This window comes from Acinetobacter sp. YH12226, assembly GCF_013417805.1.
Lineage (GTDB): Bacteria > Pseudomonadota > Gammaproteobacteria > Pseudomonadales > Moraxellaceae > Acinetobacter.
Map to the genome: position 1 here is coordinate 20,980 of NZ_VPDG01000016.1, position 16,866 is coordinate 37,845.

At 40.3% G+C, this 16,866-nt stretch carries 14 protein-coding genes and 5 pseudogenes; 7 read left to right on the forward strand and 12 right to left on the reverse strand.

Annotated elements, in window-relative coordinates; translation table 11 throughout:
* Positions 1-282 precede the first annotated feature (282 nt).
* Positions 283-1,047, reverse strand: coding sequence for an IS5 family transposase (locus FTV08_RS13010; protein WP_180039014.1), 765 nt, complete (start codon positions 1,045-1,047; stop codon positions 283-285).
* 672 nt (positions 1,048-1,719) lie between these two features.
* Here FTV08_RS13010 and FTV08_RS13015 point away from each other — a divergent pair.
* From FTV08_RS13015 to FTV08_RS13025, 3 genes and pseudogenes are all read left to right on the forward strand, one after another.
* On the forward strand, positions 1,720-2,565 hold the full coding sequence (locus FTV08_RS13015; protein WP_180039013.1) for a class I SAM-dependent methyltransferase: 846 nt from the start codon (positions 1,720-1,722) through the stop codon (positions 2,563-2,565).
* Between the two features lie 15 nt (positions 2,566-2,580).
* Positions 2,581-3,309: an alpha-ketoglutarate-dependent dioxygenase AlkB gene (locus FTV08_RS13020; protein WP_180039012.1), complete on the forward strand. Its 729-nt coding sequence runs from the start codon at positions 2,581-2,583 to the stop codon at positions 3,307-3,309.
* Between the two features lie 179 nt (positions 3,310-3,488).
* A pseudogene (locus tag FTV08_RS13025) lies at positions 3,489-3,675 on the forward strand (VF530 family DNA-binding protein); the annotation flags it as partial.
* A 358-nt stretch (positions 3,676-4,033) separates the two neighbouring features.
* Here the strand turns inward: FTV08_RS13025 and lldD are convergent.
* The 4 genes and pseudogenes from lldD to FTV08_RS16295 all read right to left on the reverse strand — a co-directional run.
* Positions 4,034-5,179, reverse strand: coding sequence for an FMN-dependent L-lactate dehydrogenase LldD (gene lldD, locus FTV08_RS13030; RefSeq protein WP_114541435.1), 1,146 nt, complete (start codon positions 5,177-5,179; stop codon positions 4,034-4,036).
* 3 nt (positions 5,180-5,182) lie between these two features.
* Positions 5,183-5,926, reverse strand: a complete 744-nt coding sequence (gene lldR, locus FTV08_RS13035; RefSeq protein WP_180039011.1) for a transcriptional regulator LldR — start codon at positions 5,924-5,926, stop codon at positions 5,183-5,185.
* Between the two features lie 17 nt (positions 5,927-5,943).
* Positions 5,944-7,608, reverse strand: a complete 1,665-nt coding sequence (lldP, locus tag FTV08_RS13040; RefSeq protein ID WP_044112454.1) for an L-lactate permease — start codon at positions 7,606-7,608, stop codon at positions 5,944-5,946.
* A 224-nt stretch (positions 7,609-7,832) separates the two neighbouring features.
* Positions 7,833-7,952 (reverse strand): annotated as a pseudogene (locus tag FTV08_RS16295) (IS5/IS1182 family transposase); the annotation flags it as partial.
* A gap of 321 nt (positions 7,953-8,273) precedes the next feature.
* On the opposite strand from FTV08_RS16295, the gene FTV08_RS16305 reads away from it, so the two are divergent.
* Both FTV08_RS16305 and FTV08_RS13050 read left to right on the forward strand, forming a co-directional pair.
* A complete protein-coding gene (locus FTV08_RS16305) occupies positions 8,274-8,651 on the forward strand; it encodes a hypothetical protein (RefSeq protein ID WP_228305215.1) in 378 nt (125 codons plus the stop codon).
* A gap of 45 nt (positions 8,652-8,696) precedes the next feature.
* Positions 8,697-9,038, forward strand: a complete 342-nt coding sequence (locus FTV08_RS13050) for a histidine kinase dimerization/phospho-acceptor domain-containing protein (RefSeq protein WP_180039010.1) — start codon at positions 8,697-8,699, stop codon at positions 9,036-9,038.
* Positions 9,039-9,459: 421 nt separating this feature from the next.
* On the opposite strand, the gene bioD is transcribed toward FTV08_RS13050, so the two are convergent.
* The 7 genes and pseudogenes from bioD to FTV08_RS13085 all read right to left on the reverse strand — a co-directional run.
* Positions 9,460-10,125: a dethiobiotin synthase gene (gene bioD, locus FTV08_RS13055; RefSeq protein WP_180039009.1), complete on the reverse strand. Its 666-nt coding sequence runs from the start codon at positions 10,123-10,125 to the stop codon at positions 9,460-9,462.
* Positions 10,122-10,907: a malonyl-ACP O-methyltransferase BioC gene (gene bioC, locus FTV08_RS13060; RefSeq protein WP_180039008.1), complete on the reverse strand. Its 786-nt coding sequence runs from the start codon at positions 10,905-10,907 to the stop codon at positions 10,122-10,124. Before bioC ends, bioD begins: the two co-directional genes overlap by 4 nt.
* A complete protein-coding gene (locus FTV08_RS13065) occupies positions 10,874-12,043 on the reverse strand; it encodes an 8-amino-7-oxononanoate synthase (RefSeq protein WP_180039007.1) in 1,170 nt (389 codons plus the stop codon). The genes bioC and FTV08_RS13065 overlap by 34 nt, the downstream gene beginning before the upstream one ends.
* A complete protein-coding gene (gene bioA, locus FTV08_RS13070) occupies positions 12,040-13,320 on the reverse strand; it encodes an adenosylmethionine--8-amino-7-oxononanoate transaminase (RefSeq protein WP_180039006.1) in 1,281 nt (426 codons plus the stop codon). Before bioA ends, FTV08_RS13065 begins: the two co-directional genes overlap by 4 nt.
* 88 nt (positions 13,321-13,408) lie before the next feature.
* Positions 13,409-14,119: an alpha/beta hydrolase gene (locus FTV08_RS13075; protein ID WP_180039005.1), complete on the reverse strand. Its 711-nt coding sequence runs from the start codon at positions 14,117-14,119 to the stop codon at positions 13,409-13,411.
* A gap of 66 nt (positions 14,120-14,185) precedes the next feature.
* Complete coding sequence (bioB, locus tag FTV08_RS13080; RefSeq protein ID WP_180039004.1) at positions 14,186-15,175, reverse strand: biotin synthase BioB; 990 nt, start codon at positions 15,173-15,175, stop codon at positions 14,186-14,188.
* Positions 15,176-15,323: 148 nt separating this feature from the next.
* Positions 15,324-15,932 (reverse strand): annotated as a pseudogene (locus FTV08_RS13085) (IS982 family transposase); the annotation flags it as partial.
* Here FTV08_RS13085 and FTV08_RS13090 point away from each other — a divergent pair.
* Positions 15,921-16,451: pseudogene (locus FTV08_RS13090) on the forward strand (TolC family protein); the annotation flags it as partial. The pseudogenes FTV08_RS13085 and FTV08_RS13090 sit on opposite strands and share 12 nt — an antisense overlap.
* A pseudogene (locus FTV08_RS13095) lies at positions 16,441-16,851 on the forward strand (transposase); the annotation flags it as partial. The pseudogenes FTV08_RS13090 and FTV08_RS13095, both read left to right, overlap by 11 nt.
* Between the last annotated feature and the right edge of the window lie 15 nt (positions 16,852-16,866).

Sequence of the window (16,866 nt, forward strand, 5' to 3'; positions counted from 1 at the left end):
ACAAAAAGCCAACTTTTCATACAAAAATGTAGCAAGTCTATTGGTTTTTATCAAAAAAACCAACCAACACTCACTTAATTTTAAATCAGAGACCAAAAACACACTATTTATTATTAAATTTCGATTTTAAGTTAAAATTTAGAAGAATCCTATCACAATAAAAGCAAATATTTTATCTCTTTCAACACAGAAAATGACCTAGACGAATACTGTCAGTTTGAAGCATAAATAAACATTCACTGCATAAAAATGTCATATCAATCATTAGGGTCTGTTGACATTTCAAGTATAGAATTTACGCGATAAAGGTAGCCAAATAAATATACAAGCTAATGCAACTGCCCCCTCATAGCTACACTTTAGCTTATCATATCGTGTTGCTATTCCTCTGAACTGCTTTAACCTACAAAATGCATTCTCAACTAAGTGTCTGATTTTATATAAATACCAATCCATATGATCATTATTTGACTGAGTATTTGATTTTCTTGGAATATTCGCTTTAGTTTTTTTCACAGATATTTGTTCTCTTAATGATTCAGAGTCATATCCTTTGTCTGCACAACATACTTCCGTTTCACTCAAATCAAGTTTTTCAATCATTTTGGGAGCAATCTTGACATCATGTATCGTTCCATCGGAGATAATAATTTCGATTGGATTACCATCCGCATCAACAGCTAAGTGTATTTTAGAACTACTTCCACCAATGCTTTTAGAAATATCCTGATCTTTTATTCCAGCAGAATGTTGGTGTGCCCGAACATGACTAGCATCAATAAAAACCCATTCCATATCAGCATTTGAAGAAATTAATTTAAATATTTTCATTAACTTATCATTTTTACACCAACGATTATATTTTTTAAAGATTGAGTTATACGAACCAAATTCTTTAAGCAAATCACGCCATGGGCAGCCTGTTCTTATTCTATAAAGTATTGCTTCGACAAAATTTCTCAAATTAGATTTGGAATAGATATCAAAATTTCGGAAAATAGAAAGTAACTTAGACCAGTGTTGATCATTCAGCATTGTACGAGGCATAGCGAGAAGTAAATTTGGTTTGGCGATTAAATTTTACTTTCTCGCTATTTTTTTGAACAGAAAATGTCAACAGGCCCTAGTTAAAATTAAGAACAATTCGTCTGAACAGACTTCCCTGCTGATAAGGGATTAAGACACTCCAATCTTTGTTGAAGTTTGATTTTGCGAATGTCTGAACAGACTTCCCTGCTGATAAGGGATTAAGACTTAAGCGTATCAGCCGTATCGCTGATCTCTGCAAGTCTGAACAGACTTCCCTGCTGATAATGGGTGAGCTTGGAATAAATTGAGCAACGCTCAATCCAAGCGCAAGACTATTTGACTCTAGGTCGTATTTTTGGACTTCCCTGCTGATAAGGGATTAAGACACTAGACCTGCCTCAGCTAGTATTGAGCGAATCGTCTGAACAGACTTCCTGAGCCTTTCTGAGAAACACTGTTTCGAAGAAGGCGTAAAATAAGGGATTAAGAGGTTTTGAAAAAGTAGAATTTCTACTTTCTCGTATATCTGATAGGATTTTCCTGCTGATAATGGCAATTTTTTTACATACAAATCAAAATTTTAGGCCTGAATAAAGCACTTATATCAAAAATTATCGTAAGCTTATGAAAAATATATAAAAGAATATTCCATCATAAAGTACATCCAAGTTTTATATATTTGGATGATTCATGAACGCATTATTACAATACAAAGATAAAATAGAAGAGCAGTTTTTAAGCTCTATTGACTCAACCGACTTTAAAGAAATTTGCCAAGGTAATATTGAGTTTTTCAAACATTATTTACAAGCAAATTTTAACTATTCAGCTTTTTGCAATCGTACTGCTCGTGCTAAAAATCCACTTCAGCAATTTGATGATCTCACTTCATATATGGCACTGTATGGCTTAGCCCATTATCAACGAATGCGAACGATTATTGACTATGTCCAAGTGATGCCACATTTTAAAATTACACAGCCAATTGAAGCCTGTGTAATTGACTATGGCTGTGGACAAGGCATTGCTTCTCTAGCTTTTATAGATCATCTAATTGAGTCAAAACTTCAAATTAAATGTTTGAAACTGGTCCTGATTGAACCCTCTGCTCATGCTTTAAAACGTGCTATTTATTGGATTGAAAAAAAAGCTAAAGCAGCAGAAATAAATATAGAAGTGATCGCTTTAGCCTGTACATTTGATGAATTAGAGCCTGACTACCTAGCATCAAATATCAAACAATATCCATGCTTTCATTTGTTTAATAACATTCTAGATATGTATAGCGCTGGCATATTTAGCTTATCAAAGCTCACACAACTCATTAAAATGCAGCCCAATGAAAATTTTATATTTGCCGTCAGCCCTGATTTTTCTTCAGGCAACCGTGGCTTTGATGCTTTACATGAATTGACCCGCCCGAATACGATTTATTTAAATACAACTGGCACAATTGAAGTTGAAGAATATCGCTATACATCACAAAAGACTTCCATGCGTAAAGCACCTGTTCGTGTCTATGCTGCGAAACTATAAAATAGGAATCTAATCATGATAGAAGATCTTTTCGCATCAGAGACAACTTGTTTTGGCACCAAACAATATGCAAGTCAACCTACAGCTTGTGGTAGGGGTTTTGAAATTAAAATCCCTTATGGTAGCTTAATTTATATACCCAAATTCATTGAGAAAAAAATAGCTGATCGCACTTTGGCTGTATTCTTTGAAAATGATCATTACGATTGGGAAAATACGAATTGGCATGATGTTGATAATATTAACGAACTTAAATGGACAAATATTGCTTGGCAACAAGATACTGTAAAACTCTACGGTAAAAAACATGAATTACCACGTGTATCAGCTTGGTATGGTGATACAGGGAAGAGCTATAAATATTCAGGGATCTTACTTCACCCTCATCCTTGGAATGCGGCATTGCTTTGGATGAGAGAGCAACTTTCTACAATCAACGATACTCCTTTTAACAGTGTTTTACTGAATTGGTATCGAAGTGGACAAGATCATATTTCATGGCATACAGATGCTGAACCTGAGTTAGGTGAAAACCCCACTATCGCCTCATTAAACTTCGGAGAAGCTCGTCGCTTTTTACTCAGACGTAATGATGACCATGCTGATAAAATTGAAATTAATTTAGGTCATGGTGACCTTTTAATTATGCAGGGTGAAATACAACATTTTTGGCAACATAGCGTACCTAAGCAGACAAAGATTAAACATGGAAGATTAAATATGACTTTTCGTGAAATAATCTAACGAATTTTCAATTCTCTCAAAGTAATGTACAGGGTAAGCAACCAATCACTCAGGCTTTCCCTTTATGATTATCACAAATACTCAAAGCGAGTTTTTCCTACCTGACCTAGGTCATAATTGCTTCCTTTGCCAAATACGATTGATCCAATGAGCCACTCCACGGCAAAAAACTTGCTGACATTTTGGATGAATTATTGGACTACGATGATGGCTTTGAAGGCTTAAGTCACAAAATTGAATAGCTATTTTTGCATAGACCCAAGTGTTAAATCATCATTACGATTCTTGCGTACCACACCATGGGCACGTGAAAAAGTAGAAAGCTTATATTTGTTCGTCTTACGTCAAAAGGCCAAACAGAAAACCGTAGCCTCAGGCAACACCCCTCTCATCATAAAATTATACCAGTCAGTAAAATACTCTTAGATTGAGCATATGTATGTTGGTTATTATTGTTGATTATCACAATAAATTAGTGACCAAAAATAAAAGTACCCCACCCCACCTTAAATTACGTCACACAAAATAAAAACTCTATATTGCTGATATATATAGAGTTTATTAACGCACCAATTATGTTATTTAGTGTATTTTATGTCGGTGACTCTTACCAAGGTTGGTTTTTTTTCAAAAGGAAGCTTTGTTTACCCAAATTATTCAGATAAAAATCTCTTTTTTCAAAGGAAAGTTGGCAAAGCCTTAGTAATGTGAGTAATTAAATCGCTTACTCTTTCTCTAGCTTGACCAGGCAATCCGATGTAATATCTGCAATGGTTCTTGCACCAGTCAATGTCATTGCCACACGCATTTCTTTCTCAATCAAATCTAGTAAATTACTTACCCCAGAACCGCCGGCAGCACCAAGTGCGTATACAAATGCACGACCAAGCATGCAAATATCTGCACCCATAGCCAACATACGTACCACATCAAGACCGTTACGAATCCCTGAATCTGCTAAAATTTTGATGTCACCTTTGACCGCACTTGCAATTGAAGGAAGCGCACGAGCAGAAGACAAAACACCATCAAGCTGACGACCACCGTGATTGGAGACCACAATTCCATCTGCTCCGAAACGTACCGCATCCTTGGCATCCTCAGGATCTAAAATCCCCTTAATAACCATGGGACCCTCCCAATAATCACGAATCCACTCAAGATCTTTCCAAGAAATTGAAGGGTCAAAGTTACTTCCCAGCCAACCGATATAATCTTCCAGACCTGTCGGCTTACCTAAATATTTCGAAATGTTACCCAAATCATGCGGACGACCCAATAAACCGACATTCCAAGCCCAGTGTGGGTGCATACACGATTGCATATAACGACGTATTGCAGCATTTTTACCACTCATTCCTGAATGTGCATCACGATAACGCGCACCTGGAACAGGCATATCGACTGTGAATACTAAGGTAGAACAGCCTGCGGCTTTAGCACGTTCCAAGGCATTTTTCATAAAACCACGGTCACGTAGTACATACAGTTGAAACCACATCGGACGTTGAATCGCAGGTGCCACTTCTTCAATTGGACAAACTGAAACTGTTGATAAGGTAAATGGAATGCCCTTTTTATCTGCGGCAACCGCGGCTTGAACTTCACCACGACGCGCATACATACCCGTTAGACCTACAGGTGACAATGCCACTGGCAACGCCAAATTTTCACCAAACAATTGCGTTTCTAAGCTCAGCTCAGACATGTCATTTAACACACGTTGACGTAAAGCGATTTTTGATAAATCGTCTACATTACGCTTTAAAGTATATTCCGCATAGGCACCACCATCGATGTATTCAAATAAAAATGGCGGTAAACGACGTTTCGCAGCTTCACGATAGTCATTTGCAGAAGAAATAATCATAACTTATGTCCTATTTAATCGACTCGAACGTTGACGACGAGCTTCTTCTTCATCGATCATACGTACGCGTTGAACAACAAATTCAATATGCCCACAAGCTGCCTTACGTGCAGTCTCTGAGTCTTGACGTTCAATTGCATCCATCACTTCAAAGTGCTGGTCATGCAATTGTTCAAAATGTTGTGGTGTAGTGTAGACTTTACGTCGCCCTAACATCACGTTGTCTTGCAATAAATCAAACAAACTACGCATCATTTGGATCAGCACTAGATTGTGGGATGCTTCTGCAATCGCCAGATGAAACTTCGCATCCGCTATTGCTGCGTGTGCATCATCACCTAAGGCCTGAAAATGGCTAATCTGCTCAAAACACTGACGAATATTGATCAAATCACTGGGTGTGGCACGTTGTGCGGCATACCACGCTGTACCACCTTCAAGCACCATACGAGCTTCTTGTACATCAAAACGATATTCAGGATCTTGATCCATCAAACCGGATAATGGCTCAACGATTTGATGCTGTGACCAATGTGCAGGCAACTGCTTTAAATAGTTGCCTGCACCCGCTTTGCTCTGAATAATCCCTGCGGTAATCAGCTGTTGAATCGCCTCACGTAAAGAGCTACGAGACACACCCAATTGTTCACAGAGTTGGCGTTCGGCAGGCAATCGCTCTCCGACTTGCACATTATTTTTTTCAATCAATAGACGTAACCGCTGTACTACTTTATCGGAGACTTTCATTTTTTTCCTTGACCCGTTTACGGAATCATCCACGGGAAAACATAAGCTTGTAAGGTCACAATAATACCAATCATCACCGTAAAGATAATGCTGTGTTTTACTGTAAATCTAAATAAATCAGATTCTTTACCAACTAAGCCCACTGCCGCACAAGCAATCGCAATTGATTGAGGAGAAATCATCTTACCTGTTACTCCACCACTGGTATTGGCAGCAACTAACAAGACTTCAGGCACACCGATTTGCTGTGCTGTAGTTGCTTGTAACGCTGAAAACAATGCGTTAGCTGAAGTATCTGAACCTGTAAGAAACACTCCAACCCAACCCAAGAATGGTGAGAAGAAGGTGAAAGCCTGACCCGTATGTGCCAGTGCTAAAGCAAGCGTTGCTGACAGACCTGAATAGTTTGCAATGAACGCAAAAGCCAGTACCATACCAATCGAATAAATTGGGGTTTTTAGTTCATTCACGGTTTCAAAGAATGTCGAAACTGCCTCTTTAGGTTTCATGTTTAAATAAATAATCGTGATCAATGCCGCCAATATAATCGCCGTACCCGTTGCTGATAACCAATCAAACTTATAAATCGCATCATAATCTTTAATTTCAGGCACGACAGGTGGTAGCTTTTGAATCAATTGATGCAAATACGGCACTTTAACTGAAACTACTAAATCACTTAATGGGCCGTCCTTAACAAATAAATCTTTAAAAGGTTTGATGCTCCAGATCGTCACCATTGCTGTAAGTATCAGAAATGGAGACCAGGCTTTGGCTATCTGTGCCACACTATATTGTTTACGAGCTTGCTTGATAATAGTTTCATCTACCTGTATATTTTTATCCTCAAAAAGAAAAATATGTTTTGGTTTCCAATACTTAAGTAAGATAGTTAAACTGATTAATGATGCAATTGCAGCAGTGATATCGGGTAACTCAGGCCCAACAAAATTTGATGTTAGATATTGCGCTAAAGAAAAAGATAAGCTGGCAACTAAAATAGCAGGCCAAGTTTCTTTAACCCCACGCCAACCATCCATGATTGCCATGATCCAGATCAATACAATTGGCACCATAAAGGGTAACTGACGACCAACCATTTGACTGATTTCCATGGTGTCAACACCTGAAACCTGCCCAGCGACAATGATCGGAATTCCCATTGCACCAAAAGCAACAGGTGCAGTATTAACTATCAGACATAGCCCAGCCGCATATAAAGGCTTAAAGCCGAGTCCCACCAACAGTGCCGCAGTAATTGCGACGGGCGCACCAAAACCTGCCGCACCTTCTAAAAACGTACCAAAAGCAAACCCAACTAATAGCATTTGCAAACGTTGATCTTCTGTAATTGACAGAATAGACGAACGAATAACATCAAACTGTCCTGTTTTTACTGAAATCTTATATATAAAAACTGCACCGATAATAATCCATGCAATTGGCCACAGGCCGTAGAAGAATCCATAGACCATTGATGCTAATGCCATTCCAATTGGCATTTTGTATAAAAATAATGAGACCAGAAAGGCTAAAAAGACGGTAATTGTAGCGGCTACACTACCCTTCATGCGAAAAATAGCTAACGCTAAAAAAAAGAAAATAATTGGAACTAGCGCAATAGCACTCGAAATCCAGATATTGCCTATAGGATCATAAATTTGTTGCCACTGTTGAAGCATTGTCTACTCCTTGAAATGCTTAACTACTAGATTGAACAGTTTATTGTACTTAAACACTAAATTGGTATGACCAATTTAGTGTTTAAGAGATAAAATGTGCATTTTGTATTGGCGATATTAGTAATATTAGCCCAAAAACACAATATAAAAGATTTAATTTATTTTTTGGTATGACCAATTTTCATAATCTCTTAAAATTTTATATATTAGATTTCTTTCATAATTCACTTTTTACTCAGCTCAAAATTATAGATTCCCACAATTAAATTAAATCTTAATCCTAGTCTTTTGCCAGGGTTGCGATATCGCTCGGCAAGGATTTTGAAGGTTTTCAAAGTTCCAAATAACTGTTCAATTCCAATTCTTCTTTTATTGATTTCTTGGTTATAAAATTTTAGCTCGAGATCTGGTTTTTAGTGCTTTTTTGCTTTTAATGGCCATAAACTATTTGGATACAATGTATAAATCCCTTGATAGCCTTTATTTGCAAGAGGCTTTGTTGCACAAACCTACCACTGAAAGCTTCTTGGGGAATATAATTTCTAAATGAAGAGGTCTGCACCCAAGATCTATCGTACAACCAGTTGATCTACCTACAATAAAGCCTTACTCAGTCAAGGAAATATATCAATTTGGTTTGATTCAGCCATCCAATGGTCGCTCGATTGACTCAACAACTGCCGATGCAAAACTTGGATGAAAATGTACTAGCCCAACAACTTCATTCCACCAATCAAGAGCAGTTGATTGCCTATAAAGTGTCTTTATTTGGCTCTGACGTCAGTGTCGTTCAGCATGTGGTAGCAAAAACCCGAGGTGCACCGAAAGATTTAAGCCACCAAGTAGTTGGCTTTAGTACAAAGCAACAAGGTGAGGCTCAGTTATGTGTTACGTCGTGGGGATATTCAAGTGGTGGAAGCAGAGCGGATGTTCCTACGTGGATAATTGCTCAAAAAGATTTTATAATCGGTATTAATACCAATAATTTTGTTTTTATTGCTATGTATAGGCTTAATCGTTTTGATTATTCGTCGAGAGCTTAAAGCCTTAGATGAAGTTTCAACCTTTTAAGTCAGCCAAATTTATCAGTGAATGATGCTACTCACTATTTAAAAACCTTAGATGCCAAAGTAATGCCTTCCAAGGTACAGTCCTTTGCCCAAAACTCTAAGCACTTAATACATAAACTGCATCAAAATCCGGAAAATGAAAAAGTATTTAGTTCATACGCCGCCCATGAATTGCGTAGTCCTTTAACCGCGATCAAAACTCATATCCAGCTTGCACAACTGATGGCAGAACAACAGGCAAGCTCGCCCAAATTGCAACAAAGCTTGCAGCAGGTACACATTGGTATCCGCCGATGTACCCAGCTACTGGAACAGCTTCTAGCACTTTCCTCTACCGATCAAGTACTGAGCGATATCTAGTACAGTATTGAAATTGCACGGCTCCTGACTCAGGTGATTGCCGATTTACAGTCGCTTTATCCGGAAATTGAACCCAGTTTAACAATTGACTGACCGAGCCTGACCCGAGTTGCCCTACCCGATTTTGAACTAGATACCGTCTTTAAAAACCTACTTAACAATGCTCTATTGCAGGCATAGGCAAATACCATTTCAATTGCTATGCTGCATGTGTGCTGATCATTCATAATGATAATCAAAGGTTGAAGATATGCATACTTGGGACAGCGTTTCTGGCATAAATCTCCCTAGCAAAATGGGCATGGGCTAGACTTATATTTGATGAAAATGGTGTTAAACAAATATGGCTATCAGATTCAATTTACAGTGGCGCAACCTCAATATTTAAGCATTCACATCAGCCCCCCTGTAAGCTGATCACTTACTCATGGATAGACGGGGCTAAATTTAAAGCTGGAATATCAACCCATGTCGTATCAGCAAAATCACGCTGCAAATACTGTTTTAAATAAGCAATGGTATCTTCAGCGATCAAGGGATCTTTGGAGTTATCTGCATGATTAAAAGCAATGGCATATAATTGAACCCCGCGGAGTTTTAACAACTCAAGACTCAGCAAGGTATGATTAATACTGCCTAAACGCCCTGAAGTGACGAGAATCACCGGATAATTATGTGTCTGAATATAATCAATAGTCAGGAACTCTTCGGTTAAGGGCACCATCAGACCACCGGCACCTTCCAGCAAAATACAGTCGTAGGCCACAGCCAGCTGTTCGGTAGCCTGATGAATCTGTTCAAAGTTAATGGCTCGCCCATCCAGCCGCGCAGCAAGATGCGGTGAAGCCGGATACGTAAAAATTTCCGGCATGGTCAGTTTTTGCTGGTCTTCCGGTAACAATCCACAACCCATAATTGCACGATGCTGTTCGATATCTTCTGATATATCGACATTTCCGGTCTGGATCAGCTTTTGGGTTATGGTACGAATGCCCTGCTCATTCCAATTTTTGGCCAGAAAACCAGTAGTAAAGGTTTTACCAATTGCGGTATCAATGCCGCTGACAAAATAAATCTGTGCGCTCATACTGTCTTCCGTGCAATGACATAAACCGGATGATAGGTCAGTGCATACTGTTTGCTTTCAGGGTCTTGGAATTGTTGATAGCCGGTATAAAAATCCTGTAAGGACGATTTTGTCCACCGAAACCCCTGTGCCGTCGCCTGTACACCAGTGGCTTTGATATGCTGTAACACCTGTTTCGGATGCTCAAAATGCAAGGTCATCTGTTCTTCTGTCTGCAGCAGAATGTCAAAGCCTAAGGATTCAAGCAGTTCACAAACCTCCGCTAAAGGCAGATAATCCAAGCCTTGTCCGGTCAGTGCCTTAATTTCCTTTAAATTATTGTCCGTATAACTGGCAAAACACAGATGCCCAGAGGGATTTAAGGCCTGCGCAATGTTGAGCAACAATGCTTTTAAATCCGAGATCCATTGCAATGCAGAACACGACAGCACCATGTCCAGAGACTGCGGCAGTGGCAAGGTTTCAATATTACCAATCCCCCACAAAAGCCGATCAGCTTCCGGGAAATGCTGCTTCACTTCGGCATATAGATCATTTAAAAATAAATGATCAAAGCTGTAATACTGCATAAAAAGCCGGGTAAAAAACCCTGAACCGCAGCCAATTTCCAATACCCGTTGCAAATGTGGTTGTGCTACATGCTGCTGCATGAACTGCATCAACTCTGCCGCTACGGCACTTTGTACCAGCGCATGCTGCTCATAACTGAGATTTGCCTGAGCAAAACGCTGGGCAATCTGTTTGCTGTTCATCGCGGCAAATTCCTCAGCACCTGCAGACATGCGTCCAGCTCATCCGCAGAAATGTTCTGATTCAGGCAGATTCTGAGTCTGGAGGTGTTGGCAGGAACCGTTGGCGGACGTACTGGTAGCACATAAAATCCCTGCTTTTGCATAATTTCAGCCGCCTGAATGGTGCGTTTTGCCTCACCAATCAGTACCGGCACAATTTGCGAGGTTGACGGACAGTGATATCCCAAGTCTTGAATGCCCTGCTGACAGCGTACAGCCAATGCTGCCAAATGTATTCGTCCCGCCTGAAGCTGCTGTACCTTCTGAAAAATAAATCTAGTCCAGGCCATACATAGTGGCGGCTGGGCGGTACTAAAAATTAAAGGTCGCATGCTATTAATCAGATAGTCACGAATCACTGGCGCACAGACCAGATAACCACCAACTGAAGCCAAAGCCTTGCCAAAGGTACCGACCAGGAAGTCAATCTGATCCAATACTTGATACTGTTCTGCGCAGCCCAATCCACGTTCACCGCGCACACCAATTGCATGTGCCTCATCGACATAGAGCATGACTTTTGCAAACTGCTGTTTTAATGCCACCAAAGCAGTTAAATCTGTTTCATCCCCATCCATACTGAAAATTGATTCAGTTACCACAATGATGCGCTGGATAGATTCATCTGACTGATATTTTTCTAAAAACTGAGTCAAATGCTGCAGGTCATTATGGCGGTAACGCACATAGCCAGCTTTAGATAAACGAATCCCGTCGATAATACTGGCATGTACCAGTTTGTCAGCAATGATCATGGTTTTAGCATTACTGAGCGCAGGAAGAATCCCGATATTCATGTGATAACCACTATTAAACAGCAGTACTGAACGTCCAAAAGCCTGTGACATCTGTGCTTCAAGTTGTTCAAAATTGGGAAAGTTTCCTGTCAGTAAACGTGAAGAGCTTGAACTCATATATCGCTCAGACATCGGCGTGAGGTCAAAAAATTCCTCACGTAGCGTTAAGTTGGATGCCAGACCTAAATAGTCATTGGATGCCAGATTCAGCATCTCTTGGCCATTGAGTTGCAATCGTGGCTGGCTAGAAATATTGGACTTAAACTGGCGATATTGCCCTTGCTGTTTCAAGTCATCTAGCTGCTGCTGGAAATGCTCAAGATGGTTCATGCTACTGCCTCTATCTGCTGAATCATCTCCCGCATATGCTTTAATAAAGTTTCAAGTTGCTGTGTTGAAATTACATATGGCGGCATGACATAGACCAGACGGCCAAAAGGACGAATCCAGACGCCACGGCATACACATTCAGCCTGAAAACGCGCCAAATCAATAGTTTGATGTAGCTCAACCACGCCAATTGCGCCGAGGACACGCACATCTTTGACTTGTGCCAAGGATTTTAAATCCAGTAAATATTGTTCTAGTGTACTTTCAATCTGTTGAATACGCGTCTGCCAGTCTTGAGCCAGTAACAGCTGGGTACTTTTTAATGCGACCGCACAGGCCAACGGATTAGCCATAAAAGTTGGGCCATGCATGAACACACCCGCTTCACCACTTGAAATCGTTTCTGCTACATGGCGAGTGGTTAAGGTCGCTGACAAGGTCATATAACCACCAGTTAATGCCTTACCGATACACATAATGTCTGGTGTGATCTCAGCATGTTCATAGGCAAACAGTTTTCCGGTGCGGCCGAAACCGGTGGCAATCTCATCCAAAATCAGCAGTACATCGTATTTTTCACACAACAACTTGGCTTGTTTTAAATATTCCGGATGATAGAGACGCATCCCGCCTGCACCTTGCACAATCGGCTCGATGATCATGGCAGCAATCTGCTGATGCTGCTGTGCCAGCATGTGCTCAAGTGGCTGTATATCTTCGGGTTGCCATGCCCCATCAAAACGACTTTGAGGTGCCGGAACAAATAAACGGTTCGGTAAACTGGAACCAAAAATCTGATGCATACCGGTTACAGGGTCACAAACCGACATGGCATTCCAGGTATCGCCATGATAGCCAGAGCGTGTGGTAACAAAGTTGGTTTTTTGCGGTTGCTGACGTGCATGCCAATACTGCACGGCCATTTTCAGCGCCACTTCAACCGCGACCGAGCCGGAATCGGCAAAGAAGATTTTATCCAGTTCAGGCGCTGTGATCTCAAGCAGCAGTTTACCCAGATCAATCGCAGGCTGATGAGTCAAACCACCGAACATGATATGTGACATCGACTCTAATTGTTTTGTTACGGCCTGATTGAGTTCAGAATGATTATAACCGTGAATTGTGCACCACCAGGACGACATGCCATCAATCAGCTCGGTACCATCTTCAAGTTCAATGACTGCACCATGTGCAGCTTTAACTTTGTAACATGGCAAGGGTTGTGTCATGGAGGTATAAGGATGCCAAATATGCTGTTGATCAAAAGCGTCCTGCACAGAATTTACCCCAATTATTAAAACTAAAACTGATCTTAGCGCGTTAAATCTGAAAATGAAACGTCAAGAGCTACCAATCTCTTTTTGCTTAAGCCAGATCGGCTAAAAATTTTAAAATTGGCTCAACGAGTAACTTGGTATCAAAAAGGATGGCATCGTGTGTGCCCTGTATTTTTACCAAATTCAGATTTTGGGTTGTTAAAAACACGGATTCTTGACTAACTTTGCAAGGAACCAACATGTCGTTCTCGGAAAATATAAATAGCATCTTGACTGAATGATTTTTTAGGATATCTACCAGATTTAATTGATGCAAGAGATAAAGATGCTTAATCTGATAGTTTAAATCAATACTATTTAACTGTTGGTGCAATAATTTTGCACGTTCACGCGCTGCTGCACCAGCTAAAGTGACCAAGGTACAGAAGCGCTGCATCCCGCGTTTTGGATCAGCCAGTATGGAAGATTTAAATTGTGTATATTGTTCAACTGGCATCGCCTGTGGCCATGCTTCATTGGCCACGAAACAGGGATTTGACATACAGCAAATCACTGGCTTGGCAATTTTCAGTTGTTGCTGGATTTCATTAGCCAGCAAAAGTGCCAACTGTCCACCCAAAGACCACCCCATCAAGACATCAAACGAACTCGCCTGCCTGACTTTTTCGGCCAAAAGACTTTCTACGTTAGGATCGAAAATATCCCATACTTTAACTTGATGCTGCTGCCGCAACTGTTCTACAAACGGGGTTAAGACCGCTGTTCCTAGCCCCCAACCCGTAATCATCAGTATCTTCATTTTGTCTGTTCCAATAAAAAAGGGACCAATTCAAGTTGAAATGATCCCTGTTTGTTACACGATTAATTAAGCAGGTTGCATCGCATCTACAGCCAATTCTTTAGCTGTTTTCTTGGCAGCTTCAGCTTTTAAGCCTAATTTAGCAAACAAGGCTTTGTCTTTACCTTCACCACTGTTCGGGGCAGTAAGCAATTTATCACCTGAAAATAATGAGTTAGCTCCAGCCATAAATGCCAGTGCCTGATCAGAGTCAGAGAGAGATTCACGACCTGCCGACAAGCGGATATAACTCTTCGGCATAATAATCCGTGCTACCGCAATAGTACGAATCCAGTCAATCACATCCAGTTTTTCAACATCGGCCAGTGGTGTGCCTTCAATAGGAACCAACATATTTATGGGCACCGAACCCGGGTGAATCGGCATAGTCGCTAGTTCAAACAACAAACCGACTCGGTCTTGTACGCCTTCGCCCAAGCCGACAATACCGCCACTACAGACATTAATTCCGGCATCACGTATATGATCAAGCGTATTTAAGCGGTCATCAAAGCTACGTGTACTGATGACATTGGCATAATATTCACGTGAGGTATCAAGGTTGTGGTTATAATAATCTAGCCCTGCATCTTTCAGACGTTCCGCTTGTGAGGCATTCAGCATTCCTAGAGTCATACAGGTTTCCATGCCCAGTTTCTTGACTTCCTGCACCAGTTCCAGCACATACGGCATATCGCGTTCATGCGGATTACGCCATGCTGCGCCCATGCAGAAACGGGTCGAACCGGAAGCTTTGGCCTGTTTGGCTTCAGCAATCGCCTTTTGTACTTCTACGCGTTTTTCAATTTCCAGATCAGTATCGTAATGTGCAGATTGCGAACAGTATTTACAATCTTCCGGACAACGGCCCGTTTTAATTGAAAGCAGAGTACTGACCTGAACAGTATTCGGTTCAAAGTTTTGGCGATGAATTTGCTGTGCCTGAAACAGTAAATCCATTAAAGGCAAGTCATAAATTTCTTGTATTTCGGCACGTGACCAATCATTACGGATCATCTTGTCTGCATCATCTAAAATTCCATTGAGTAAATCATACGCTGTTTTTTTTATTTTTCTTTAGCGTTTTCTTTCATATTCATTGCCTGCTTAAAATAGCTTTAGTGTGTCAAGCTATTTTTGAAAGCTTATTTAACCCGAATCCTGCTTAAGCCGATGAGTCCTTAATTTGAATTGTTGGCTTATTTCGATGGGTTAATTGATATCCACATAGTGAGGCGTAAATTCCACGCAGAAATCCATGAAGACTACGTGCTTTACTCGTCAATAAATTGTATTGCCCCTTCAATAAGCCGAATAATATTTCTATTTTATTGCGTTGTCTTAAGTGATATTTATCTGATGCACAGAGTTGAATAGCCTGCATATTCTTCCGATGATAAGTAATTAAATCAATACCTTGATCTTTCAATCTAATTTTTAATTCTTGGCTGATGTAACCTCGATCCCCGTAAAGTTTTGCTTCTATACCAGCAACCAATTGCTCAACCATTTTTATATTAGCAACATGTCCATTCGATAAAGCAGAACAGGCAATTTCACCAAATTGATTCATCGCAATACGTAATTTACAGCCATAAAACCAGCCTATTGAGCTTCTACCATGTGATGCAATTTGGATTAATGATTTATGACGCTAAATACGTTGATTTTTACAAATTGGCAGAGTTGTTGAATCAATCCATAAATATTGTGTACCTTGGCCTTTCATCAGTGCCACATGTAAAGCATGTAGAGCTAATTCATGCATACCCAATTGGCTCAAGCCAATGTGAAAGCCCAGCAAGCGGCAAAAAAACCGAATGTTTTTGCTTTTGGCGAATATAGTCTGGATCAAAATGAAAACTGGATTGTCGGAGTTGCCGCACGCTATAACCTGTTTTCCGGGATCGATAAAAACAAGAATATTCAGGCTGCCGAACTCAAACGCTCTGCTACAGAATTACTCACTGCACGCACCCAGCAAGAAATTGAAAATCTGATTTATAAATCTTATAGCAAAGCATTCAGTGTACAGCAAAGTGATGCACTTCTGGCACAAAACTTGAAAGCCGCACAGGAAAATTTACGCATCCAAGAATTGTCTTTTAAAGAAGATATGGGCACCGCCACACAGGTCATCGATGCACAAAATATGCTGAGCGGACTACGAGCTGAAACTGCCTTGAATGCCTACAAATATGTGATGTCACTGGCCACCCTATTACAAAGCCATGGCTCGATTACAGAATTTCCGAACTACATTCAACATACCAATACCCACTATAGATGCTAAAACTCTTCAAATACGAGCAGTTCAGCTCACAACGAATAATGTGAGTGATTCACGAATCCTTGGGGAGTTACTTGATCAAATTCCGTTGGATGAACAGATTGATTCAGTTTATACAGACGAGGCTTATAACACCAAGCAATGCCGTCAAGTCATTGCAGACCGGTAAGCATATGCGGTAGTTCCCTCCAGAAAAAATGCAAAGCCTTAGAAAATTACAAAAGTTCATTCGCAAGAGCGAAATGAATTACTTCGAACCGTTAAATGTTTAGGCAGGACACTATGGAAGAAATGGTCAGGCTATCATCGGCGAAGTTTGGTCAAAACCAAAATGTATTGCATTAAATTATTAGGCGATAAATTAACGGAATTAGGTCGACCTCATACCCAAGTTGTCACTTGAATTCGAGTAACTTAG